Raw genomic sequence first — 22172 nt, 5'->3', positions numbered from 1 at the left:
TTAGTACTGGTTACGCGGCCTCAGCGTCGCTGCTGCCCAAACTATGAAGCGATTTCGCAAGCTTCGCGATTTCGCGACGCAGCGGATTCTTGGCGGCTGCATTGGCCAGCGGTTGTCCGTGGTCGCCACTCTGCATGACCGGCTTGCCGCCATCCGGCAATTGCAGGTCAATGGAGATACCCAGGCTTTCACCCATCCGTTTGACCCGGCTTTTGCCGTTCAGATCGGTAAATTTCGGCGCCCGATTCAGAGCAAAGCGCAATTTGTTGAAAGGCAGTTCCTCGGCCTGCAGCGCACGTTTCAGGCGCAGCGCGTTCTGAGCCGAGCGCATGTCCAGTTCAATCATGGCGAAATACACATGTGCGGCCTGAAGAACGGTTTCAGACCAGTGAACCAGCGTCGAGGGCATGTCCACGATCACATAATCAAAGTTCCGACGAGCCGTTTCGATCACGCGCTGAATATCTTCGGGTGTGATCAGATCCAGCGGCACCATGTCCGATGGCGCTGTCAGAACCTGCAGTTTCTCTTCATAGGTTTGCAACGCTTGAGAAAATACGTCGTCATCCATCAGCGATGTGTCCGAAAGCATTTCAAAGACAGTTTCGCGCCGTGGTAAATCCAGATAGGTCGAAACTGTGCCGAATTGCAGATCCAGATCCAACAGACAGACTGATGGCGCGTCTTTGTCCGATACGGTGGCCAATTCCCAGGCCAGATTGACTGCCATAGTGGTGGAACCGACGCCTCCGGCAAGTCCGTGGACCACAAAGAGGGCCCCTTCTTTCGATTCACCTTGCGCCAAAGGTGCAGCGGCCTGCTGTACTGCAACTGGATCGGGCTGGTTCATCCGGGCGATAGCTTCCTGCAATTCGCCTTCGGGCAGAGGGTAGGGGACGAACTCGTCCGCGCCTTTGCGCAACAGTTGGTGCAGAGACGCCGGAGTGACGTCTTCGGCGATCAGGACGATTTTGATCTTCTTTTCTTTTGCTCGCGTGATGATCTCACCCATCAAGGACAGGTTGTCTTCATCTTCGCCGTCAATCGCCAAGGCGACAAACTCCAAAGAATCAGCATCAGGTTGGCTGAAGAATGCCAGGGCTTCGGCAAAACCGAGATCACCCCATCGTTCTCCCAGTGCAACCTCCATATCCTCGATCAGAAGGTCGAAATTCTGGACGTCACGGCTGATGGTGCAGGCCAGAATGGCGTTTTTATCATCTTGTGGCGATGCGCTCGTCATTAACACAATCCTTGTCGCGAGAGCCGACCAACCCAGAGAACCCGAAGATTCTGTCTGGTTCGCTCTTGCCCCGTCGCGGCCAGATTTGGCCGCAGGTCACCTAATTGTTGAAAATTTGGCTTGGAACTTAGGCAAGATTTAGGCGCAAAAGAACCAATTGTAGGGAAATGGGCGACGATGTCGCCCAAATCCGACTTATTGTTCGGTTGTATCGCCAACTCGTGTTTGGCTACGCAGTTGCGCCTCGTACGTCGCGCTTTGTACATATTCGCGATAGACGATGGCGGCATACTTGCCGTCCAGAACCAGCGGGTTGCGATCCACAAAGCCCGAAACCTCGGTCACGGTGCGGCGGTTGCGCCGATCGCGATTCGGGGTATCGATCAACGGGCGTGACTTGCCGAAGGAAACGACAGCCTCAAGACGTGAGCGCGAGATGCCCTGCTGTGTCAGGAAGGCAACCGCCGCATTGGCGCGTCGCTGGCCCAGTGCCTTGTTGTAACCAGTCGAACCGACGGCGTCGGTATGGCCATAGACCCGGAACCGCGCTTCGGGGAACTGTTTGATCCACGCAGCCTGCCGCAACAGAACCCGCTGAGCCGTTTCGTCCAGCTTTGCGCTGTCAAAGGCAAAGTTGATCTGCGTCGGAACCTCGGCCGCGAACCGCTGACCCAGGATTTGGGCATAGGTCAGTTCGCCGTTCATGACCTGGGTGTTGTTCAGGGTCGCATTCCCGAAAGCACCTTGATCAACTTCATACCCGGCTTCACGCGTACAAGCGGCGACAGCAACCGAAAGACCCAGTGTGATTATCCACTTCTGCATTGGTCCTATCCTCCTATCAATCCAGAACGTAGCCGTAGGAGCTGCCAAAGTCCTGCTTGGCTACTTCCGAGGCTGCGCCGGCACCCGGGCGCGTTGTACGACCGACTTTGCCGTTCACGAACAGATCAAATTCGCTGGGCGGTTTGACCCGATCTGTTGGCAATGCCAGCGCTTCACCACGTGTCGGCGAAACCAGATGCGCAGTGATTATGATAACCAGTTCGCTTTGTTGGCGCTGGTATTCCGCAGAGCGGAACAACGCTCCCAGCACCGGAATATCACCGACCCAGGGAACTTGGCTGTTCAGGTCTGCAAAGTCATCTTGAATCAACCCCGCGATTGCGAAGCTCTCACCATCTCGCAATTCAACCGTCGTGCTGGTCTGACGAGTGACAAAGCTAGGAACTGTATCGCCTTGGATAGTAAAGTCTGAACTGGTGTCAATGCTGGACACGGCGGCGGCAAGCTCAAGATTGATCAGATCGCCATCCACAACGCGCGGAATAAAGTCGATTTCAACGCCGAACGTCTTGTATTCAATGGCAATAACACCATCTTCTTGCGGCACTGGAATGGGAACTTCACCGCCGGCAAGGAAGGTTGCTTCCTGACCCGACAGGGCAGACAGGTTTGGCTCTGCCAGACTGCGGGCAAGACCTTTGGCCTCCAATGCTTCCAGCAGCAAACGCACCTGCGTCGATCCGGCCCCAAAGCCGAACAGGATGGCGCCTGTATTTGTTTGAAGTATGGGGATGTTGTCGTTCAGTGCGTTGGCCAGAGCACCCGCATTGTTGAGGGTGTTGAAACCACCTGTCACGTCACCGCCGCCGAAGCCCAGCGAAGCGGTCAGGCTTTTGGCCACCGAGCGGTTCATCTCGGCAAAGCGTACTTTCAGCATGACTTGCTGTACGCCCCCAACTGACATCAGGTTCGAGACACGCTCGGGCGCGTAACGCTCGGCCAGTTCCAGTGCCCGCGCCAGTTTTGCGCCGCTGGAAACCGTTCCCGAAAGGACGATGCCATCATTGGCTGTGCGCACTTCGATCTGTTCACCTGGCAAAATCTGAACCAAACGCTCTTTGAATTCAGATACATCCGGCGATACGCGAACCCGAACATTTGCCAGCAGGTTACCCGCGCCGTCAAACAGGGTCAGCGTAGTCAGACCCGGTGCCTTACCCAGCACATAAATAGTGCGATCCGAAAGCGACGAGATATCGGCGATGCCGGCATTAGCAATGCTAAGTTCGGCGAAAGGTTCTTCGCTTTCCACCACAATTGCGCGGTTCATCGGAACGTCTAGCGTTTCCGCTGAACCATTCTTTACCACGCGCAAAGTTTCAGCCCAGGCCGTATGGCCGACCGGACCAACTATAAGCGCCAACCCCATAAGGGTTGCGCTGATCCAAGTACGTATTGTCATGTGACCTGCCTCTCCGATCACGCCTCGTTTTTTGGGTCTATGCCCTATGTCAGGTAACACTGCGCGAATTACGAATTTATTGCAATAATCAAGGGTTTCTGGAATTTTCCTTATGTGGACAATGCGCAACATGCATAACGAAACAAGCCGCGCAGTTGGCGCGGCTTGTATTGGTAAATCTCTGATTTAACGTCAGTTTGTGCAAGGAATTTCGGTTTGCACAATTTCTCCGCTACGTCGAACTCTCGTGTAGCATTTCCGTTCTTCAGCCTGAACCGGGGCGGGGGCTGCTTCTTTGATTCCCAACAGTTTTCGCTGGTCCACTTCAACCGCACTTGCGATTGTGTCGTCCTGCACCCCAACTAAGGCCAATGACAAGCGACCTGTGTTCTGTGCTTGGGCCAAAGCCGCGATTTCTTCTGGGGTGGCGGCTACTGTCACAGTACGCGCAATTGTTGTGCCCGTCAGATCTGATCCCGCTGACTGGTCAATCGCGACCAATTCGATGTTGGTCTGAATTAGGCGGGTGATTTCGCCGACTCCAGCCTGAAGGTTGCTGTTAACGGTTCCGGTCCAATACACATCTACACTATCACCAGGGCGCAAAAAGCCAGAAACACCAGACGCAACATCAACGCTGATCGCAAAAGCGCGTTTACCTTTTTCTATCCGTGAGGTCAGACCTGCGGCCTCCCCAGGATTGGTGACTTTGACCTCCATGAGGGCCTCGTCTTTTTCCATCGCTCTCAGGACGAATCGGTCACCTTTTGCGTCTTCGGGAAACAAAACTGCCATGTCCACGAAGCTGCCTTCCGGGATTGCTTCGTCAGGCCAGTTGACGACACGAACGTCTTCCTTGGTCAGGCGCTCTCCGTATTTCATGGCTCGGTTGGATACAAGAACGCCAGTGGTCCCTTCTAGGGCGGCATTTTCCAACGCTTGTTGCGCGGCCAGGCGTTCTCGGGCGAGTTGGTCCTGATGCTGTGCGATGTAGTCGCGCGCCAAATAGACGGCGCCTCCGGCCAAAGCCACCCCGACAATCAGGACAAGTCCAAATACTGCACGCATTCACGTCCCCTCGTATTGTTCTATATCGGTTTGTTCGCCGCGACATTACGACGAAGTCCATTTCTTCGTAATGTTAAATTGTGTCGAAAAGGGGGACAATCTCGATTAATTTCGTGATTGTAATTCCGCACTCATTCTGAGGCGTTTCCGCATCAGGGGCTGGTGGCGGAAAACTTTGTGCGTATGTCTTGAACCTCAACCGCAGAGACTGCGGCACCATTTTTTGCGTCCAGGTTTTGCACAGGATCTGCGATGTAAAGACCGATGAAAGAGCCAAAGCCAACCAGCATGGCTGTCAGCACGACCCAATCAACCGTTACGGCCCCATCCTCTTGGTGAGAAAATTTTGCAAGTCTCTTCAGCATAGGAGTACCACTTTAGGGATATTGCATAAAAAGAGGGGCCAAGCCTAAGCAAGCATGGCCCCACCATATAAATCTCTACCGGCGTTTCTATTAGCCGCCGGAGGTCGTCGTGCCGAACTTGGTTTTGATGTCTTCAACCGTGGTGCCGTTGATTTCGGTACCGATTTTGCCCGACAGAGCTGCGGTGCCATCACCGATCGCGCTGTAAGCAACTGCGGCCAGGCCAACGATAGCTGCAGTCAGAACGACCCAGTCAACTGTTACGGCGCCGTCTTCGTCTTTGCGGAAGTTCTTGATGAACTTGATCATGTTACGTCCCTCCTAAAGGATCAAAAGTCAAATAAACCTCGGGGTCTATCAGAGCTTTCTCTCTCAGTCCGCTCCCGACCGTCTCGGTATGGCACTATGATTGCCTGTCAGGCGTGGCAGGAATTGGGCTAAACACCATTTTTTTTCTTTTCCGCTTAACTTTTTGGTAGTTTTTTCTTCAACCTATTGAAAATAAACAAATAAAAGTTCGTTACCGATTGGGGTGTTCTGTGTTGCCGATGCAAAATTGCGCCAAATGAGGCGAAATTGCCCCATTTCGACGTGTTTCTCTGGCTTTACAACGGGATTCGCGGTTCAAATCCCGTAAAAGAAAAAACATGAGGCAGGCAAAATGAAACTCCGGGACGCAATGATCTGCGCCGGCACGTTGGCTTTGATGATGTCAGGGCCCTTGCCCGCTATCGCGAATGAAGTTGAACCCAGGGGCGTATATAAAAGAGTAAAGCCCCCCAAACCGGGGACGCGACCCAAGATAACTGTTCAGATTTCGCCCGAAGAACATGCATCGGCGCCCTTCGCGCCCAGCACCGGGGCCGAGCTCGTTATTCCTGAGATCGTCAAACGCGCCAAGGTTGTACCCCCAAGTGTTCCAGGGACTGGATCGCAAAACAAACCGGTCGGGTCTTACAAGGCTTTCTGGGATAAAATCTCACCTGCTTTGGCCGAAGCAGGAGCTTGGCGGTTGGATGCAGCCATAAACGCGCTGGCCGCGACCAATGTGGCCTCACCGCGTTTGCAGACGCTCCAGAACATTGCGCAACAACAAGGGATCGAGATTCTGCGCTCAACCGTAGGAACAAATGTATCGCCGGCTTTGGTGCTGGCCGTGATTTCGGTTGAATCTGCAGGTCGTGAGAATGCGGTCAGCTCAGCCGGGGCGCAGGGGTTGATGCAGTTGATGCCAGCCACCGCCAAACGATTTGGTGTTAAGGACAGCTTGCAGCCGTCTCAGAATATCTCGGGCGGTGTCAAATACCTGAACTGGTTGATGGAAGAATTTGGAAATGATCCGATCCTAGTGCTGGCCGGATATAATGCGGGTGAAGGTGCTGTGCGCAAGCACAGTGGAGTTCCCCCTTATGCCGAGACGCGGGATTACGTGCCCAAAGTCCTTGCGGCTTTTCAGATCGCCAAGGCCCTTTGTTCAACCCCGCCCGAGCTGATTTCGGATGGCTGTGTGTTCCAGACATTGAATTGAAAAGGCCCGCCAGAACTGGCGGGCCTTTTCAATCTAGTGGATTAGTTGACGATCTTGGCCTCGGTGGCGGCGCGAATCTCGTCTTCGGTTACACCTTCGGCAATTTCGACGATCTTCAGGCCGCCTTCAACCACGTCCAGAACACCCAGATTGGTAATGATGCGATCCACTACCTGTTTTCCGGTCAGGGGCAGGGTGCATTTCTTCAGTAGCTTGGACTTGCCGTGCTTGTTAGTGTGATCCATCACAACGATCACGCGGCCAACACCGGCGACAAGATCCATCGCGCCGCCCATGCCTTTGACCAGAACGCCTGGAATCATCCAGTTGGCCAGATCACCTTCCTCATCAACCTCCATAGCGCCCAGAACTGCTGCAGCAATCTTGCCGCCCCGGATCATGGCAAAGGATGTGGCGCTGTCGAAATAGGACGTGCGCGACAATTCAGTGATCGTCTGTTTTCCTGCGTTGATCAGGTCGGGGTCTTCTTCACCTTCGAACGGGAAGGGGCCCATGCCCAGCATGCCGTTCTCGGATTGTAGAGTGATGTCCTTATCACCCACATAGTTCGCCACCAGCGTCGGAATCCCGATGCCGAGGTTCACATACATGCCGTCTTCCAGCTCCTGCGCCGCGCGGGCGGCCATTTGATTGCGGTCCCAGGGCATTATGCTTCCTCCTTCTTGCGGGTGGTGCGCTGTTCGATGCGTTTTTCGTGATCGCCCTGAATGATCCGGTTCACGTAGATGCCGGGCAAGTGGATCTGGTCGGGATCCAGCGAACCGCGTGGCACGATCTCTTCGACTTCGGCGATGCAGACCTTGCCGCAGGTCGCTGCGGGCACGTTAAAGTTGCGGGCGGTCTTGCGAAAGATCAGGTTGCCGGTGTCGTCGGCCTTCCATGCCTTGACGATGGCCAGATCGGCAAAGATGCCTTCTTCCATGATATAGGTTTCGCCGTTGAAGTCCTTATGCTCCTTACCCTCAGCGATCACGGTGCCCACACCTGTCTTGGTATAGAAGCCGGGGATTCCTGCACCACCGGCACGCATACGCTCAGCCAGAGTGCCTTGCGGGTTGAATTCCAATTCCAACTCACCCGCCAGGTACTGACGCATGAATTCCGCGTTCTCGCCAACATATGAGCTGATCATCTTTTTGACCTGCTTGGTTTGCAGCAAGATGCCGATGCCGAAATCATCGACGCCCGCATTGTTCGAAGCAAAGGTCAGGTCCTGAGCGCCCGACTCCTTGATCGCCTCCAACAGCAATTCAGGAATACCGCACAGGCCGAACCCGCCTGCTGCGATCATCATGCCATCCGACAACACCCCATCAAGCGCTTCGGTGGCATTGGCATAGACTTTCTTCATGGAAAACTCCCCCAATGACTTGGTGATGGGCAGGTTGTGCCGCCACGTCACGGGGAAGTCAACGAATCCAAGGGGGTGGTGGTATTTCTACCTAGCCACCCTTAGGTGGCCGCCTTCTTGGTTGTTTTCTTGGCTGCCGCTTTTTTCTTGGGTGCGGCCTTTTTCTTGGTGCCCTTCTTGGCAGCCCGCTCATTGACCAGCTCAATGGCCATTTCCTGCGTCACGTCTTCGGGCTTGATATCCTTGGGAATGGTGGCATTGACCTTTTCCCACTTCACGTATGGCCCATACCGCCCATCAAGAACCTGCATTGCGCCGCCATCGGGGTGCTCGCCCAGCTCTTTGAGCGGTTTGGCAGCGGCCCTGCGCCCGCGCCCCGGATTGGCGCGCTTCTCGGCCAGCATTTCAACTGCGCGGTTCATACCGATCTCGAACACATCGTTGGGGTCTTTGAGGTTGGCATAGACCGGTTTTGCTTCCTCGGGCAATTGGTGCATCAGATACGGTCCAAACCGCCCAAAATTCGAGCTGATCATACCGCCCTCGGGGTGTTCGCCGATCTGGCGGGGCAGGGACAGCAACGTCAGCGCCTTGTCCAGATCCATGTCATCCTTGCTCCACCCGCGGGGCAGGGACGCGCGCGGCGGCTTCTTGTTCTCGGGCGTGGGTTCGCCGCGCTGAACGTAAGGACCGAACCGGCCGGATTTCAGCCAGATCTCATCACCTGCATCCTCACCCAGCAGACGCTCGTCGCCTTCGGCCCCTTCGCCCGCGATGGGGCGGGTATAGGTGCATTCGGGGTAGTTGCCGCAGCCCACAAACCCGCCGGTGCGCGAGGTTTTCAGGTGCAACTGGCCCACGCCGCATTTCGGGCAGACGCGCGGATCAGAACCATCCTCGCGCGAGGGGTACAATTGCGGCGCCAGTGCCTCGTCCAACTTGTCCAACACCTCGGAAATACGCAATTCCGATGTCTCGCCAATGGCGGCCGAGAAATCGCGCCAGAACTTGCCCAACAAGTCCTTATAGTCGCGGTCCCCAGCACTGACATCATCCAGCTGTTCCTCCAGATTGGCGGTGAACTCATAGCCAACATATTGTCGGAAGAAATTCAGCAGAAAGATCGTTACGATCCGGCCTTTTTCTTCGGGGATCAGACGGTTCTTGTCCTTGCGTACATATTCCCTGTCCTGAATCGTGGTCACGATCGAGGCATAGGTCGAGGGGCGCCCGATCCCCAGCTCTTCCATCCGCTTGACCAAGGTGGCCTCGGTATAGCGCGGCGGCGGCTGGGTGTGGTGTTGCAGGGCCAGAACGGATTCGTTGTCGGACAGGATGGCGGCCTTGTCCTCAGCCTTGGTGAACTGATCCTTCAGCGATGTCTTGGCAAACGGTGCTGGATCACCCTGCATGATCTGCGGCAGGCGCTTTTCGTCGTCATCGGCCACATCATCGCGACCCTCTTCATACACGCGCATGAAGCCGTCAAACAGCACCACCTGACCGGTGGCACGCAGGCCAACCTGGCCGTCGGCGCTGCCAACCTCAACCGTTGTTCTTTCCAGACGCGCGGCGGCCATTTGACAGGCGATGGTGCGCTTCCAGATCAAGTCATACAGCTTGCGCTGATCCTCATCCGTCACCTTCAGTGCCTTGGCATCCCGCGCCATGTCCGTTGGGCGGATACACTCGTGCGCTTCCTGTGCGTTCTTGGCCTTGTTCTTATACATGCGTGGGCTGTCCGGCACATATTCCGCGCCATACCGGTCGGCAATTGTATCGCGGGTGGCGGCCACGGCTTCGGGCGCCATATCGATACCATCGGTCCGCATATAAGTGATGTAACCCGCCTCATACAGCCGCTGCGCCACCTGCATGGCATGGCGGGCACCCATGCCAAACTTGCGGCTGGCCTCTTGTTGCAGGGTCGAGGTCATGAACGGTGCGCTGGGGTTGCGCGCGGCGGGCTTGGCTTCGACCGAAGTAACGCTGAGCGCGCGGCTGGTGATCGCCTGAACCGCCAGTTCCGCCTGAGTGGCATTGGCCAAGTCGTGCTTGTCCAGCTTTTTGCCCGCCAGAGTGACCAAGCGTGCCTCATAGGTCTGACCGCGTGGCGTTTCAAACAGGGCACGTACCGACCAGTATTCGACAGGTTTGAACGCTTCGATCTCCATCTCGCGCTCGACGATCAGGCGCAGACAGACCGATTGCACACGTCCTGCCGATTTCGCGCCGGGCAGTTTACGCCACAAAACCGGAGACAGGTTGAACCCGACCAGATAGTCCAGCGCGCGGCGGGCCAGATACGCCTCGACCAACGGCATATCGACCTCACGCGGGTTCTGCATCGCCTCGGTCACCGCGTCTTTGGTGATGGCGTTGAAGGTCACGCGGCTGACGGGCGTATCCTTTTTGATCGAACGGCGTTTGGTCAGCGCCTCTTGCAAGTGCCAGCTGATCGCCTCACCCTCACGATCGGGGTCAGTGGCAAGGATCAGGGCATTGTCTTCCTTCAGCGCGTCGGCGATGGCTTTGACATGTTTACGGCTGTCGTTGCCGACCTCCCATTTCATCTCAAATTCATGCTCGGGGTCGACGGAACCGTCCTTGGGGGGCAGGTCGCGAACATGACCATAAGATGCCAGGACAGTGTAATCAGGGCCAAGGTATTTGTTGATTGTTTTGGCTTTGGCCGGGGATTCTACAACAACAACAGGCATTTAAGGGGAAACCTCGCTCGACGGATTGGGCGCCTTCTATGATCGTGCAAGATGTGTAGGGCAAGAGCGAATTGTCAATGCGTTCCTTTAAATACGTGAATTTTACGGCGATTTCAGCGCGATAGCCTTCAAAAAATCAGCGCGGGGCGTGAGACGCTTGCTCAGGCCGTTAGTGACAGCAACCCACCGGGCTGACGTTGGATGCGCCCGTCCAATTCCAGATCAACCAGCGCCGGACCAATCTCGCCTGCCGTGGCTGCGATGTCGCGGATCAACTGGTCCTCGGCGATGGGCGAAGGACCAAGCCGAGCCAGAATTTCGCGATGAAGGGCGGCACCCGAGGCGACGGGTTCGGGTGTCATTTCGGGAACTGTGGTCTCGAATAATTCGGACTGTTGTTCTGGCAACGCTTCGATAACGTCTTCGGCGGACCGCACCAGAGTGGCCCCGTCGCGGATCAGCAGATTGCAACCGGCGGCGCGGGCATCGAAAGGATGGCCGGGTACTGCCAGAACCTCGCGCCCTTGATCCAGCGCGTCGCGTGCGGTGATCAGGCTGCCGGATTTTGCTGCCGCTTCAACCACCACAACAGCCTGTGCCAGGCCCGAGATAATGCGGTTACGACGGGGAAAGTGCCGGGCTTGCGGTGTCACGCCCATGGGCTGTTCCGACAGGCGCAGGCCAGATTGGGCGATGTCCCTTGCCAGATCGGTGTTTTCCGCAGGATAAATCACATCTACGCCGCCGGCCATGACCGCCACCGTGCCAGTATTCAGCGCCGCCAAATGCGCCGAGGTGTCAATCCCGCGGGCCAGGCCCGAGACCACGACATATCCCTGTTTTCCGAGGTCGGTTGCCAGGCCACGCGCCATCCGCGCCCCTAAAGACGAGCAATTGCGCGCACCGACCATCGCAATCGAGGGCTTGCGCAACACGGATACGTCGCCAATGGCCCAAAGCATCGGTGGGGCATCGGACAAGTCGTTCAGGGCAGTGGGGAAATCAGCGGACCCAAGGCACAATAACCGCGCGTTTGCGGCTTTTGCGGCCTTGAGCTCCGCCTCAATCACGCCAGGTGGGCAAATTTCATACCCTTTGATTCCGGCGGCACGTGCCATTTCAGGCAGCGCGGCCAGCGCATTCTGCGCTGAGCCATGTTCGCGCAGCAGCCGACGAAACGTCGCCGGGCCGACCTTGCGCGAGCGCAACAGACGAAGCCAGGAGAACCGGTCCTCTTCCGTGGTGGGTGGGAGTGTGGGGTGATAGGAAGAAAGCTGCTCTTCGGTCATCCGTTGCTCCGCCTGATTGCAGAACTGGTTTACGACTGAGGGGGTTAACAGCTTGTAAATCTTGTCAAATTATTCAGAAAATTTCCCAGAATTGATGGCGTGTTTGGTGTAACCATCAGATAACAAACAGGAAAATAAAAATGCCTGCCCGAAGGAAATTCTCAGGCAGGCATCAATATCGATTGATCGTCCACACGTGGCGTTAACCTTGCTGGTGACCGATTCTGTGTCAGGCAGCTGATCCGCCGACGGTCAGGCCGTCCATCAGAACGGTTGGCTGGCCGACACCTACCGGCACCCATTGGCCGTCTTTCCCACAGGTGCCCATACCCGGATCAAGCGCCATATCATTGCCCAATCCCCGGATGCGGTTCAGGGCGGAGGGTCCGTCGCCGATCAGGGTTGCACCCTTGACCGGGGCACCAATCTTGCCGTTTTCAACGCGGTACGCCTCGGTGCAGGAAAACACGAACTTGCCGTTGGTGATATCCACCTGCCCACCACCAAAGCCCACGGCCCAGATACCGTCTTTGATTTCGGCCACAAGCGAAGCAGGATCGGCGTTGCCGCCCAACATCACCGTATTGGTCATTCGTGGCATGGGCTTGTGCGCATAGCTTTGCCGCCGCCCGTTTCCGGTGGGCGCAACATTCATCAAACGCGCATTCTGACGGTCCTGCATATACCCAGTCAGAACGCCATCCTCGATCAGCACTGTCCGCGAACTGGGCGTGCCTTCGTCATCTACAGTGATTGAACCGCGTCGGTCGGCAATCGTGCCGTCATCCACGACGGTGACGCCTTTTGACGCGATCTGCTGTCCCATCAGGCCCGCGAAGGCCGAGCTGCCCTTGCGATTAAAGTCGCCTTCCAGCCCATGTCCGATGGCCTCGTGCAGCAAGATACCGGGCCAGCCGGGGCCCAGGGCCACCTCCATCACGCCCGCCGGGGCAGGGATGGCGTCCAGATTGACCAAAGCGATCCGCAGCGCCTCGCGTGCTTTGTTCTGCCAGTCTGTCGGGTCGATGAGGCCATCCAGACCAACGCGTCCGCCACCCCCGGCCGAGCCGCTTTCACGGCGGCCGTTCTGTTCGACAATGACCGAGATGTTCAGGCGGGTCATCGGACGCACATCGCGCACCAGAACCCCGTCGGGGCGCAGAATCTCGACCTCTTGCACAGCGGCTGCGATCGTGGCGCTGACTTGCACGACGCGAGGGTCGAGGTCGCGGGAAAAGGCGTCGATTTCGCGCAGGGTTTCAATTTTCACCGGGAAACTTGCCGATTCGATCGGATCTTCGTCCGTATAAAGCCGCGTGTTGGTGGCGCGGGGCGCCTCGGCCAAGGTGCCGCCGCCGTCGCCAACAGCCAGACGCGCGGTTTCAGCGGCGCGCTTCAATGCCGGGATCGAAACGTCGGTAGAATGGGCATATCCCGCTACCTCACCTTGCACCGCGCGCAGGCCGAATCCTTCGGAGGCGTCATAGGACGCCGTCTTCAAACGCCCGTCGTCAAAGACCAGAGACTCGGATTTTCGCCGCTCGACAAACAGCTCGCCATCCACGGCCCCGGCGGTGGCCGACTGCAAAACTGCAAGCGCTTCGTCCTGCGGAAGAACGCTTTCAAACGGGCGAAACGGGTCGTTGGGCATCGGTTGGGACCTTTCCGGTTTGATCCAGATCAAAAATAGCGTCTGTTTGACGCAAGCATTTTGCTTTATCTACCCGCCGGAATATGGTTTTTAACGCGGCCAAAGACAACGGGAGAGGTGCGACTGATTCACACCTTTTCGCCAGAGAAGCTAAGATCAGACGATCAGGACAGAAAATGAAGAACGCTTTGATGCTTTCCGGGCTTGCAACAGCCCTCTCCAGCCTTCCCGCCATGGCTCAGGAGCTTGAGATTATTGGCAAGCCGGTTGCCGGCGGTGTAAATTTCCAGCCTGCAGCTACAGACCTTGCCGTGGGGATTCACAGACTGGACGCGATGATTCTGGTGATCATTACCGTCATCTGTCTGCTGGTCGCGGGCCTACTGGTTTACTGCATCATGCGTTACAATCAGCGCGCAAACCCGACACCGGCGCGATTCTCGCACTATACCCCGGTTGAAATTGCTTGGACCCTTGGGCCGATCCTGGTTCTGGTCTTTATCGGTGCGTTCTCACTTCCGGTTCTGTTCAAACAGCAGGAAATTCCCGAAGGTGACGTTGTCATCAAGGTGGTGGGCAACCAGTGGTACTGGACCTACGAATATGTTGATCACGATTTTGCGTTCGACAGCTATCTGCTGGGTCACCCCGCAACTCTGGACGAAGGTGCCCGCCCGGCGGATGCCGACGTAACGCCGTTCGTTCTGGATGATGCGATGCGCGCTAAGCTGGCCGATTCCGGTTACAGCGATGATGAGTGGCTGTTGGCCACCGATACGGCCGTTGTTGTGCCGGTCGGTAAGATCATCGTTATGCAGGTGACTGCGTCGGACGTGATCCACTCTTGGACCATCCCGTCCTTTGGCGTGAAGCAGGACGGCGTACCGGGTCGTCTGGCCGAGCTGTGGTTCCAGGCTGACAAGGAAGGCATCTATTTCGGTCAGTGTTCTGAACTGTGCGGAAAGGACCACGCTTACATGCCGATCACTGTCAAGGTTGTCAGCGAAGAAGCCTATGAGCAATGGCTGCAAGGCGCTCTGGAAGAGTACGCAGGTCAGCCTGCGGCCTATCAGGTTGCTTCGAACTGATCCGGGCATTGGCCGGATGAATACATGATGCAGGCTGCGCGGTGATCGCGCAGTTTTCGCCCCAAAAGGACCCGACATGAGCGACGCAAGCTTAAATGCCAGCACCGTGACCGCGCAGACCCGCGTGGACGAGGCCAGCTTTGGCGATTATTTCACCCTGCTGAAGCCGCGGGTCATGTCGTTGGTGGTGTTCACGGCGCTTGTCGGTCTGCTGGCGGCGCCTGTGCCGGTCCATCCCTTTGTCGGCTTCTGCGCCATCTTGTTCATTGCCATCGGCGGTGGTGCCTCGGGTGCGCTGAACATGTGGTGGGACGCTGACATTGACAAGGTGATGAAGCGCACCAAAGGCCGTCCGATTCCGTCCGGCAAGGTTGATGCGGGCGAGGCCATGGCCATTGGGCTGGCGCTGTCTGGCCTGTCGGTGATCATGCTGGGTCTGGCAACGAACTGGTTTGCCGGAGCCTTCCTGGGTTTCACCATCTTTTTCTATGTCGTGGTCTACACGATGTGGCTAAAGCGTTCGACGCCGCAGAACATCGTGATCGGTGGTGCGGCAGGGGCTTTCCCTCCGGTAATCGGTTGGGTCGCGGCCACGGGGTCGATGACGCTTGAGCCGTGGCTGATGTTTGCCTTGACCTTCATGTGGACTCCACCGCATTTCTGGGCTCTGGCGCTGTTCATGCGCTCGGATTACGACGATGCGGGTGTGCCGATGCTGACCGTGACACACGGCCGCCGCGCGACGCGCTGGCACATTCTTGTTTACACCGTACTGCTGGCGCTGCTGGCGGTTGGCACGTCCTTCTCGGGCATCGGTGGCCCGATCTATCTGACCGTTGCTGTCGTGATGAACGCCCTGTTCCTGCGCGGAGCGTGGCAGATCTCGCGCCGCACAGAGGATGACTCAGAGGCAGATAACTTCAAGGTCGAGCGCTCATTCTTTAAGCTGTCGCTGCTCTACCTGTTCCTGCACTTCGGCGCGATTCTGGCTGAGGCGTTGTTGAAACCCTATGGATTGGGAGGTTGGTCATGAGTCTGCGCAAAAGCCATGAACTGCACCAGCGCCGGTTCAACCGCAATCTGGGGGTGGGTCTGACGCTGGCTGCCTTCATTGTGATCATCTTTGGGCTAACGATCGTAAAAGTCTCGGGCACTGGCCTGGGTCAGCCGACACAAGAGGTTCAGAACTGATGGCCTTGTCCGGTCCGCAAAAAACAGTGATGCAGACGGTCAGTGTGGTCGTGCTGATGGGCGGTTTGGCCTGGGCGGCGGTGCCGTTTTACGACTGGTTCTGCCGGGTCACTGGTTTTGGCGGTACGGTTGGTGTGGCCGAAACCGCGCCCGAGGATATTCTGGACCGCAAGGTCACTGTCCGCTTTGACGCCTCGAAAGCCAAAGGCATGGCGTGGGAGTTCAAACCGGTCGAGCGTGAGATGGAAGTGCGCATCGGTGAGACCGGATTGGCCTTTTACGAAGCCCACAACCCGACCGACCGTCCGATTGCCGGGCAGGCGTCTTACAACGTCGCGCCGTATTCGGCCGGTGGGTATTTTCAGAAAATCGCCTGTTTCTGTTTTGAAGAGCAGGTGCTGCAACCCGGTGAGCGGGTACAGATGCCGGTAACCTTCTTCGTCGACCCGGAAATCGTCGAGGATCTGGAAGCCAAGTATGTGCATACGATTACTCTGTCGTATACATTCTACGAAATAGACCTGCCCGAGGGCTACGCCGCCCTGGATGAGCAGGCAGATACAAACACGAACTAACGCCTGTAGGTGAGGGACGCTGATGGCACACGCTAAAAACCATGATTATCACATTCTGGCCCCGTCGATCTGGCCGCTGATCGGCGCGATCGGTGGCTTTGTGATGCTGTTCGGGGCCGTCCTTTGGATGCACGGTGTTACACCGTTTGTGTTCTGGGCCGGTCTGGTGGCCGTTCTTTACACCATGTTCGCCTGGTGGTCCGAGGTTGTGGCCGAGAGCCGCGCTGGCGACCACACGCCGGTTGTGCGCATCGGTCTGCGTTACGGCTTTATCCTGTTCGTGATGTCCGAGGTGATGTTCTTCTTCGCCTGGTTCTGGTCGTTCTTCAAACACCGCATGTATCCGATGTACGACTATGCTGGCACCGAGTACATCCAGCCGGATATTCACGCGGTTGACCCCTTCCACCTGCCGCTGATCAACACGCTGGTTCTGCTGTTGTCGGGCTGTGCGATCACCTGGGCGCACCACGCGCTGGTGCATGACAATGACCGCAAGGCGCTGATCAACGGTCTGGCTATCGGTATCGTACTGGGTATCGCATTTACTGCCCTGCAGGGCTTTGAATATTATGAATTGCTGGCGCACGAAGGCTGGAAATTCGGCGACGATCAGTTCTATTCTAACTTCTTCATGGCCACCGGGTTCCACGGTTTCCACGTGATCATCGGTACCATCTTCCTTTCGGTCTGCCTGATCCGGGCGCTACGCGGTGACTTTACCCCTGAAAAACACGTCGGGTTTGAAGCGGCAGCCTGGTACTGGCACTTTGTGGATGTCGTCTGGCTGTTCCTGTTCTTCGCCGTCTACATCTGGGGTCAGGCCCCGCTGATTTAACGCCGGTCAGGCGATCCAATTGCAAAAGCCGCCCCAAGGGGCGGCTTTTTCTCTATCCAGGGCGCAAGATTGCGCCCGATACAATTGCGTGGTTGCAATCTTGCACGTGGCACCCTTAACAAGGCGCCGGTTCAACCCGAGCCTTTAGGTAACGAAATCTGGTCCCGATATGCGCCGCATCCTGTTCCTGCTGATATTTGGTATTGCCGGTGTGGCGATCCTGTTGTCTCTGGGCTTCTGGCAGATGCAGCGACTGACATGGAAACAGGGTGTTCTGTCCGAGATTGATACCCGCATCACGGCAGCACCGGTTGCCTTACCCGACAGCGTTTCTCCTGAGGATGACAAGTACTTGCCGGTAACGATTTCTGGTGAGATGGAGCCCGGGGAAATCCATGTTCTGGTTTCGGTCAAACTTGTCGGCGCAGGTTACCGCATTATTCAGCGTTTCAGCACTGAAGGCCGAACAATTCTTGTAGACCGGGGGTTTGTTCCGACCACTGCCAAGCAGGCTGAACGGCAGGTGGGTCAGATGGAGGTAACGGGTAATCTACATTGGCCCGATGAGGTCGACGGGTACACACCCGAACCGGACATGGAAAGCAATATCTGGTTTGCCCGCGACGCGCCCAATCTGGCCGCTGCTTTGGGGGCTGAACCGGTGCTTCTTATCGCCCGTTCACAAACTGACCCGGGCGTGACGCCCCTGCCTGTCGACTCTGCGGGTATTCCCAATGACCACCTGCAATATGCAATCACATGGTTTGGTCTGGCTCTGGTCTGGGCCGCGATGACCGGTTATTTCCTGTGGCGCAATCGCGCCCCTTCTGAAAGTGAAGAGCAATGAAATACATCTCGACCCGTGGCCAAGCGCCTGAACTGACCTTTGAAGAGGCGATGCTGACCGGGCTGGCCCGCGATGGTGGCCTGTACCTGCCTGCCGAAATTCCGGTTATGAGCCAGGAAGAGATCGCAGCATTGGCAGGGTTGCCCTATGAGGAAATCGCGTTCAGCGTGATGTGGCCCTATGTCAGCGGGTCCTTTGCCGAGGATGAGTTCAAGGCGATCATCGCCCGCGCCTACGAAGGCTTTGGTCATGATGCCCGTGCGCCACTGAAGCAGCTGAACGAAAACCACTTCCTACTGGAGTTGTTCCACGGTCCGACACTGGCGTTCAAAGACTTTGCCATGCAACTGATCGGGCAACTGTTTCAGGTGGCCCTGAAGCGGCGCGGTGAACGTGTGACCATCGTGGGCGCAACCAGCGGCGATACGGGCTCGGCCGCGATTGAGGCGTTCCGGGGGCTGGATGCCGTGGACGTGTTCATTCTGTTCCCCCATGGTCGTGTGTCCGAGGTGCAACGCCGCCAGATGACCACGCCGGCAGACAGCAATGTGCATGCATTGGCCGTTGATGGCGACTTTGACGATTGTCAGGCTGCCGTGAAGGACATGTTCAACGATTTCGAATTTCGCGATGGGGTGAAACTTGCGGGTGTGAACTCGATCAACTTTGCCCGCGTGTTGGCGCAGGTGGTCTACTATTTCTCGGCTGCGGCCAGCCTGGGGGCACCGCATCGCAAGGTCAGCTTCACCGTGCCTACCGGCAATTTCGGTGACATCTTTGCCGGTTATATCGCCAAGTGCATGGGGCTGCCCATTGATCGGTTGGTTGTGGCCACAAACCAGAACGACATTCTGCATCGCTGCCTTTCGGGGCAGGGGTATTTCAAGGGTGACACCATTCCCTCGATCAGCCCGTCGATGGATATTCAGGTCAGCTCGAACTTTGAACGTGCGCTGTACTATGCCTACGGTGAGGATGGCAGCGCTGTATCGCAGTTGATGGATGAGCTGAAGAATGGCGGCTTCAACGTCAGTCAGGGCGCAATGGAAGCACTGCGCGAGAATTTCGACTCGGGCCGGGTGTCCGAGGATGAAACACTGGCCACCATCAAATCCACACTGGCCCACAGCGCCGAGCTGGTTTGCCCGCACACCGCGGTCGGTATCAAGGTCGCCGAAGATCACCGTGTGGCTGACGTTCCGATGATCACTTTGGCTACTGCGCACCCAGCAAAATTCCCGGCGGCGGTTGAGAAGGCGAGTGACGTACATCCGCCTCTTCCCTCTCGCATGTCTGATCTGTATGAACGTCCGGAACGGGTGACCCGCATCGCCAATGATCTGGGTGCCATTGAGGATCATATCAAAAGGCATATTGCTGAGTGACTGTCAGACAAGACCAACTGAAGAACGGCTTTCGTATCGTCAGTGAACATATGCCGGGGCTGCAATCGGCGGCCATCGGCATTTGGGTAACCGCCGGTGGGCGGCATGAACGGATCGAGCAGAACGGTATTGCCCATTTCCTTGAACATATGGCGTTCAAAGGAACTGAGCGCAGGTCTGCGCTGCAGATCGCCGAAGCGATCGAGGATGTGGGCGGGTATATCAACGCCTATACCTCGCGCGAGGTGACGGCCTATTACGCACGCGTTCTGAAAGACGATGTGGCGCTGGCGATGGACGTGATCGGTGACATCGTTCTGAACCCTGTCTTTGACCCGCGTGAGATCGAGGTTGAACGCGGCGTGATCCTGCAGGAAATCGGTCAGGCTTATGACACGCCAGACGACGTGATTTTCGACTGGCTGCAAGAGCAGAGCTATCACGATCAACCGCTGGGACGCACCATTCTGGGCCCGACTGAGCGGGTCAGCGCGTTTTCGCGCGAGGACCTGTCGGGTTTTGTCGCCGAGCATTATGGCCCCGAGCAGATGATCCTGTCTGCCGCGGGTGCTGTGGATCACGATGCGCTGATGAAAATGGCCGAAGAGATGTTTGGCCATCTGCAACCGCGCAAAGGGCTGGTTCCTGAAACGGCCCGCTTCACCGGCGGCGAAGCGAGACAAGAGAAAGAGCTGGAACAAGCCCATTTTGCACTCGCGCTGGAAAGCCCCGGCTACCGCGACGATGAGATCTATACGGCACAGATTTACTCCACCGCTTTGGGTGGCGGCATGTCCTCGCGCCTGTTTCAGGAGGTGCGCGAGATACGTGGCCTATGCTACACGATCTTTGCGCAGACCGGGGCCTATGCTGATACCGGAACAACAACGATCTACGCAGGCACCTCGGCGGATCAGGTCGCAGAGCTGGCCACGATTACCATCGATGAGATGAAGCGTGCCGCCGAAGACATGAGCGCCGAAGAGGTTGCCCGCGCCCGCGCGCAGATGAAAGCCGGGATGCTGATGGGGCTGGAAAGCCCATCAAACCGGGCGGAACGCCTGGCGCGTCTGGTTCAGATTTGGGACCGGGTGCCGTCGCTTGAGGATACGGTCGCCAAGATCGATGCGGTCAGCACCAGGGATGTTCGTGCGTTTGCGGAAAAGATGGCGCTTCAGGCGCCGGCGGCCTTGGCGCTCTACGGCCCAGTTTCCGCCGCGCCCACGCTGGCAGAATTGCAGGAGAGGCGTGCGGCGTGATGCTGTTGGGCAGACGCAAGCTGAAACTCGAGACCGAGCGCCTAAGCCTGCGCCCGCCCGTTCACTCTGATTTCAACGATTGGGCGGCGCTGCGGCGAGCGTCCCAAGAATTCCTTACCCCGTGGGAGCCGATCTGGGCTAAGGATCATCTGACGCGCAAATCTTTCACCAATCGCGTCTACTGGGCGCAGCGTTCAGTGGCCAGTGGCACAGCGATTCCTTTGTTCCTATTCCGTCGATCCGATGATGTGCTTCTGGGGGCGATCACGCTGGACAACGTGCGCCGCGGCCCGGCGCAGGCCGGTACGCTGGGGTATTGGACCGGTCAAACCTTTGCCCGCAACGGGTATATGCGCGAGGCGATTGGCGCGATAGTCCACTATGCCTTCACCCGCTTGGATCTGAGCCGGATCGAGGCCGCCTGCCTGCCCGAAAACAAGCCCTCTCGCGGGTTGCTGGAAAGCTCGGGCTTTAAATATGAAGGCGTGGCGCAGTCTTATCTGCAGATCAACGGGCGGTGGCGGACGCATGTCCTGTATGCCAGCCTGCGGTCGGATCGGCGCGGCAAGACGGACGCGGGCTAGGGGCTCTGCCCCCGGCGCGGCCAGCCGCGCCTCCCCCGAGATATTTTTGGCCAGATGAACAAGGGGCATGACTTGTTGGCGTTCTGCGCTACACTTGCCCCATGCGCTGGATTGTTGCGGTATTGATGGTGATCTCGGGCGGGGCTGTGGCGCAGGAGCGGCGGCCGAGCCATTGTATCGCCATCGCGGATGCCGCGCCGGGGATCGAGTATATTCACAAGGCGGCGTGGCAGGACCCGATCCCGGAATTTTCCGTGCGGATCAGCTATATCGCCCATGCCTCTTTCCTGATCCAGACGCAGGGCGGGTTGAACGCAGTGACGGATTTCACCGGCTTTATCGGTAGTGCCGATTTGATCCCGGATGTGGTCACCATGAACCATGCGCACAGTACTCATTGGACCGCTCATCCCGATCCTGCAATCCCGCATGTGTTGCCGGGGTGGGGCGAGTTTGGGCTGGGGATCGATCATTACCTTGATCTGGGCGAGATGCTGGTGCGCAATGTCTCGACCGATATCCGATCTGCGTATGGCGGCGTTGAAGAGCGCGGCAATTCGATCTTTGTGTTCGAGGTGGAAGGGCTGTGCATCGGCCATCTGGGCCATTTGCACCATATACCATCCGATGAACAATTTGCGGCGTTGGGGCGGCTGGATGTTGTCATGGCGGCGGTGGATGGGGGAACGACGATGCCTCTGCCCGAGATGATCTCGGTCCTCAAGCGGCTGAAAAGTTCCGTTATCATCCCGATGCACTGGTTTTCCGGCTTTTCGCTGGACCGGTTTTTGGTCGATATCCGCAATGATTTTCCGGTTGAACGCAAGGGAGCGACCGAAATCACCGTGTCGCTGCGTACTCTGCCAAGTCAGCCAACAGTGGTCGTGCTGGAGCCGCAGTATCTGATCGAACTGGAATAGG

Annotated in this window: 22 protein-coding genes; 11 read left to right on the top strand and 11 right to left on the bottom strand. The window is 57.2% G+C overall.

The genetic code is table 11. The features are described from left to right. Positions 1-10 precede the first annotated feature (10 nt). The 6 genes from ACR0AL_RS19825 to ACR0AL_RS19800 all read right to left on the bottom strand — a co-directional run bounded on the left by ACR0AL_RS19825 (position 11) and on the right by ACR0AL_RS19800 (position 5233). Positions 11-1243, bottom strand: coding sequence for a CpaE/TadZ family protein (locus tag ACR0AL_RS19825; RefSeq protein ID WP_170351455.1), 1233 nt, complete (start codon positions 1241-1243; stop codon positions 11-13). Between the two features lie 195 nt (positions 1244-1438). Beyond that, positions 1439-2068 carry an OmpA family protein gene (locus ACR0AL_RS19820; protein WP_170351453.1) on the bottom strand — a complete coding sequence of 210 codons (630 nt, stop codon included), beginning with the start codon at positions 2066-2068 and terminating at the stop codon, positions 1439-1441. A gap of 16 nt (positions 2069-2084) precedes the next feature. Beyond that, on the bottom strand, positions 2085-3491 hold the full coding sequence (locus tag ACR0AL_RS19815) for a type II and III secretion system protein family protein (protein WP_170351452.1): 1407 nt from the start codon (positions 3489-3491) through the stop codon (positions 2085-2087). Between the two features lie 192 nt (positions 3492-3683). Beyond that, positions 3684-4559: a Flp pilus assembly protein CpaB gene (cpaB, locus tag ACR0AL_RS19810; protein ID WP_170362506.1), complete on the bottom strand. Its 876-nt coding sequence runs from the start codon at positions 4557-4559 to the stop codon at positions 3684-3686. A 152-nt stretch (positions 4560-4711) separates the two neighbouring features. Next, on the bottom strand, positions 4712-4924 hold the full coding sequence (locus tag ACR0AL_RS19805; RefSeq protein ID WP_170351447.1) for a hypothetical protein: 213 nt from the start codon (positions 4922-4924) through the stop codon (positions 4712-4714). Between the two features lie 90 nt (positions 4925-5014). Further along, the gene (locus ACR0AL_RS19800; RefSeq protein ID WP_170351445.1) at positions 5015-5233 is read right to left on the bottom strand and encodes a Flp family type IVb pilin; all 219 of its coding nucleotides are present in this window, start codon (positions 5231-5233) and stop codon (positions 5015-5017) included. A 352-nt stretch (positions 5234-5585) separates the two neighbouring features. Here ACR0AL_RS19800 and ACR0AL_RS19795 point away from each other — a divergent pair, with 352 nt between their 5' ends. Then, positions 5586-6452, top strand: coding sequence for a lytic transglycosylase domain-containing protein (locus ACR0AL_RS19795; RefSeq protein WP_170351443.1), 867 nt, complete (start codon positions 5586-5588; stop codon positions 6450-6452). 41 nt (positions 6453-6493) lie between these two features. Here the strand turns inward: ACR0AL_RS19795 and ACR0AL_RS19790 are convergent, their stop codons facing one another. The 5 genes from ACR0AL_RS19790 to tldD form a co-directional block, all read right to left on the bottom strand. After that, the gene (locus tag ACR0AL_RS19790; RefSeq protein WP_170351441.1) at positions 6494-7120 is read right to left on the bottom strand and encodes a CoA transferase subunit B; all 627 of its coding nucleotides are present in this window, start codon (positions 7118-7120) and stop codon (positions 6494-6496) included. Then, positions 7120-7824: a CoA transferase subunit A gene (locus ACR0AL_RS19785; protein WP_170362511.1), complete on the bottom strand. Its 705-nt coding sequence runs from the start codon at positions 7822-7824 to the stop codon at positions 7120-7122. The genes ACR0AL_RS19790 and ACR0AL_RS19785 overlap by 1 nt, the downstream gene beginning before the upstream one ends. A gap of 101 nt (positions 7825-7925) precedes the next feature. After that, entirely contained in the window at positions 7926-10544 is a 2619-nt protein-coding gene (gene topA, locus ACR0AL_RS19780) for a type I DNA topoisomerase (protein WP_480664375.1), read from the bottom strand. Between the two features lie 161 nt (positions 10545-10705). Beyond that, a complete protein-coding gene (gene dprA / locus ACR0AL_RS19775; RefSeq protein WP_480664373.1) occupies positions 10706-11833 on the bottom strand; it encodes a DNA-processing protein DprA in 1128 nt (375 codons plus the stop codon). Between the two features lie 229 nt (positions 11834-12062). Continuing rightward, positions 12063-13484, bottom strand: a complete 1422-nt coding sequence (tldD, locus tag ACR0AL_RS19770) for a metalloprotease TldD (protein ID WP_170507548.1) — start codon at positions 13482-13484, stop codon at positions 12063-12065. Between the two features lie 176 nt (positions 13485-13660). Between tldD and coxB the strand changes: the two genes are divergently transcribed. From coxB to ACR0AL_RS19720, 10 genes are all read left to right on the top strand, one after another. Next, positions 13661-14572: a cytochrome c oxidase subunit II gene (coxB, locus tag ACR0AL_RS19765; RefSeq protein WP_170351431.1), complete on the top strand. Its 912-nt coding sequence runs from the start codon at positions 13661-13663 to the stop codon at positions 14570-14572. A gap of 76 nt (positions 14573-14648) precedes the next feature. Next, positions 14649-15605, top strand: a complete 957-nt coding sequence (gene cyoE / locus ACR0AL_RS19760) for a heme o synthase (RefSeq protein ID WP_480664371.1) — start codon at positions 14649-14651, stop codon at positions 15603-15605. Continuing rightward, positions 15602-15763 carry a hypothetical protein gene (locus ACR0AL_RS19755; protein WP_170351427.1) on the top strand — a complete coding sequence of 54 codons (162 nt, stop codon included), beginning with the start codon at positions 15602-15604 and terminating at the stop codon, positions 15761-15763. The genes cyoE and ACR0AL_RS19755 overlap by 4 nt, the downstream gene beginning before the upstream one ends. After that, on the top strand, positions 15763-16338 hold the full coding sequence (locus tag ACR0AL_RS19750) for a cytochrome c oxidase assembly protein (RefSeq protein WP_170351425.1): 576 nt from the start codon (positions 15763-15765) through the stop codon (positions 16336-16338). The genes ACR0AL_RS19755 and ACR0AL_RS19750 overlap by 1 nt, the downstream gene beginning before the upstream one ends. 22 nt (positions 16339-16360) lie before the next feature. Continuing rightward, the gene (locus tag ACR0AL_RS19745; RefSeq protein WP_170351424.1) at positions 16361-17176 is read left to right on the top strand and encodes a cytochrome c oxidase subunit 3; all 816 of its coding nucleotides are present in this window, start codon (positions 16361-16363) and stop codon (positions 17174-17176) included. A gap of 169 nt (positions 17177-17345) precedes the next feature. Continuing rightward, positions 17346-18023 (top strand): SURF1 family protein, encoded by a 678-nt coding sequence (locus ACR0AL_RS19740; protein ID WP_480664369.1) that lies wholly within the window; start codon positions 17346-17348, stop codon positions 18021-18023. Further along, complete coding sequence (gene thrC, locus ACR0AL_RS19735) at positions 18020-19408, top strand: threonine synthase (RefSeq protein ID WP_480664367.1); 1389 nt, start codon at positions 18020-18022, stop codon at positions 19406-19408. The genes ACR0AL_RS19740 and thrC overlap by 4 nt, the downstream gene beginning before the upstream one ends. Beyond that, entirely contained in the window at positions 19405-20667 is a 1263-nt protein-coding gene (locus tag ACR0AL_RS19730; protein WP_480664365.1) for a M16 family metallopeptidase, read from the top strand. Before thrC ends, ACR0AL_RS19730 begins: the two co-directional genes overlap by 4 nt. Continuing rightward, positions 20667-21251 carry a GNAT family N-acetyltransferase gene (locus tag ACR0AL_RS19725; RefSeq protein WP_170351416.1) on the top strand — a complete coding sequence of 195 codons (585 nt, stop codon included), beginning with the start codon at positions 20667-20669 and terminating at the stop codon, positions 21249-21251. Before ACR0AL_RS19730 ends, ACR0AL_RS19725 begins: the two co-directional genes overlap by 1 nt. A gap of 101 nt (positions 21252-21352) precedes the next feature. Next, complete coding sequence (locus ACR0AL_RS19720) at positions 21353-22171, top strand: MBL fold metallo-hydrolase (protein ID WP_170351414.1); 819 nt, start codon at positions 21353-21355, stop codon at positions 22169-22171. Position 22172: the final 1 nt, after the last annotated feature.

Source organism: Ruegeria sp. BB1, assembly GCF_056539465.1.
This window is presented reverse-complemented; position numbering and strand designations above follow the sequence as displayed.

Coding starts and splice junctions, on each gene's coding strand:
- thrC (WP_480664367.1), top strand. CDS start 18,020: ATGAAATACATCTCGACCCGTGGCCAAGCGCCTGAACTGACCTTTGAA.
- ACR0AL_RS19740 (WP_480664369.1), top strand. CDS start 17,346: ATGCGCCGCATCCTGTTCCTGCTGATATTTGGTATTGCCGGTGTGGCG.
- ACR0AL_RS19720 (WP_170351414.1), top strand. CDS start 21,353: ATGCGCTGGATTGTTGCGGTATTGATGGTGATCTCGGGCGGGGCTGTG.
- coxB (WP_170351431.1), top strand. CDS start 13,661: ATGAAGAACGCTTTGATGCTTTCCGGGCTTGCAACAGCCCTCTCCAGC.
- ACR0AL_RS19745 (WP_170351424.1), top strand. CDS start 16,361: ATGGCACACGCTAAAAACCATGATTATCACATTCTGGCCCCGTCGATC.
- cpaB (WP_170362506.1), bottom strand. CDS start 4,559: ATGCGTGCAGTATTTGGACTTGTCCTGATTGTCGGGGTGGCTTTGGCC.
- ACR0AL_RS19815 (WP_170351452.1), bottom strand. CDS start 3,491: ATGACAATACGTACTTGGATCAGCGCAACCCTTATGGGGTTGGCGCTT.
- ACR0AL_RS19755 (WP_170351427.1), top strand. CDS start 15,602: ATGAGTCTGCGCAAAAGCCATGAACTGCACCAGCGCCGGTTCAACCGC.
- ACR0AL_RS19800 (WP_170351445.1), bottom strand. CDS start 5,233: ATGATCAAGTTCATCAAGAACTTCCGCAAAGACGAAGACGGCGCCGTA.
- ACR0AL_RS19725 (WP_170351416.1), top strand. CDS start 20,667: ATGCTGTTGGGCAGACGCAAGCTGAAACTCGAGACCGAGCGCCTAAGC.
- tldD (WP_170507548.1), bottom strand. CDS start 13,484: ATGCCCAACGACCCGTTTCGCCCGTTTGAAAGCGTTCTTCCGCAGGAC.
- ACR0AL_RS19790 (WP_170351441.1), bottom strand. CDS start 7,120: ATGCCCTGGGACCGCAATCAAATGGCCGCCCGCGCGGCGCAGGAGCTG.
- ACR0AL_RS19820 (WP_170351453.1), bottom strand. CDS start 2,068: ATGCAGAAGTGGATAATCACACTGGGTCTTTCGGTTGCTGTCGCCGCT.
- ACR0AL_RS19785 (WP_170362511.1), bottom strand. CDS start 7,824: ATGAAGAAAGTCTATGCCAATGCCACCGAAGCGCTTGATGGGGTGTTG.
- topA (WP_480664375.1), bottom strand. CDS start 10,544: ATGCCTGTTGTTGTTGTAGAATCCCCGGCCAAAGCCAAAACAATCAAC.
- ACR0AL_RS19825 (WP_170351455.1), bottom strand. CDS start 1,243: ATGACGAGCGCATCGCCACAAGATGATAAAAACGCCATTCTGGCCTGC.
- ACR0AL_RS19805 (WP_170351447.1), bottom strand. CDS start 4,924: ATGCTGAAGAGACTTGCAAAATTTTCTCACCAAGAGGATGGGGCCGTA.
- dprA (WP_480664373.1), bottom strand. CDS start 11,833: ATGACCGAAGAGCAGCTTTCTTCCTATCACCCCACACTCCCACCCACC.
- ACR0AL_RS19750 (WP_170351425.1), top strand. CDS start 15,763: ATGGCCTTGTCCGGTCCGCAAAAAACAGTGATGCAGACGGTCAGTGTG.
- ACR0AL_RS19795 (WP_170351443.1), top strand. CDS start 5,586: ATGAAACTCCGGGACGCAATGATCTGCGCCGGCACGTTGGCTTTGATG.
- cyoE (WP_480664371.1), top strand. CDS start 14,649: ATGAGCGACGCAAGCTTAAATGCCAGCACCGTGACCGCGCAGACCCGC.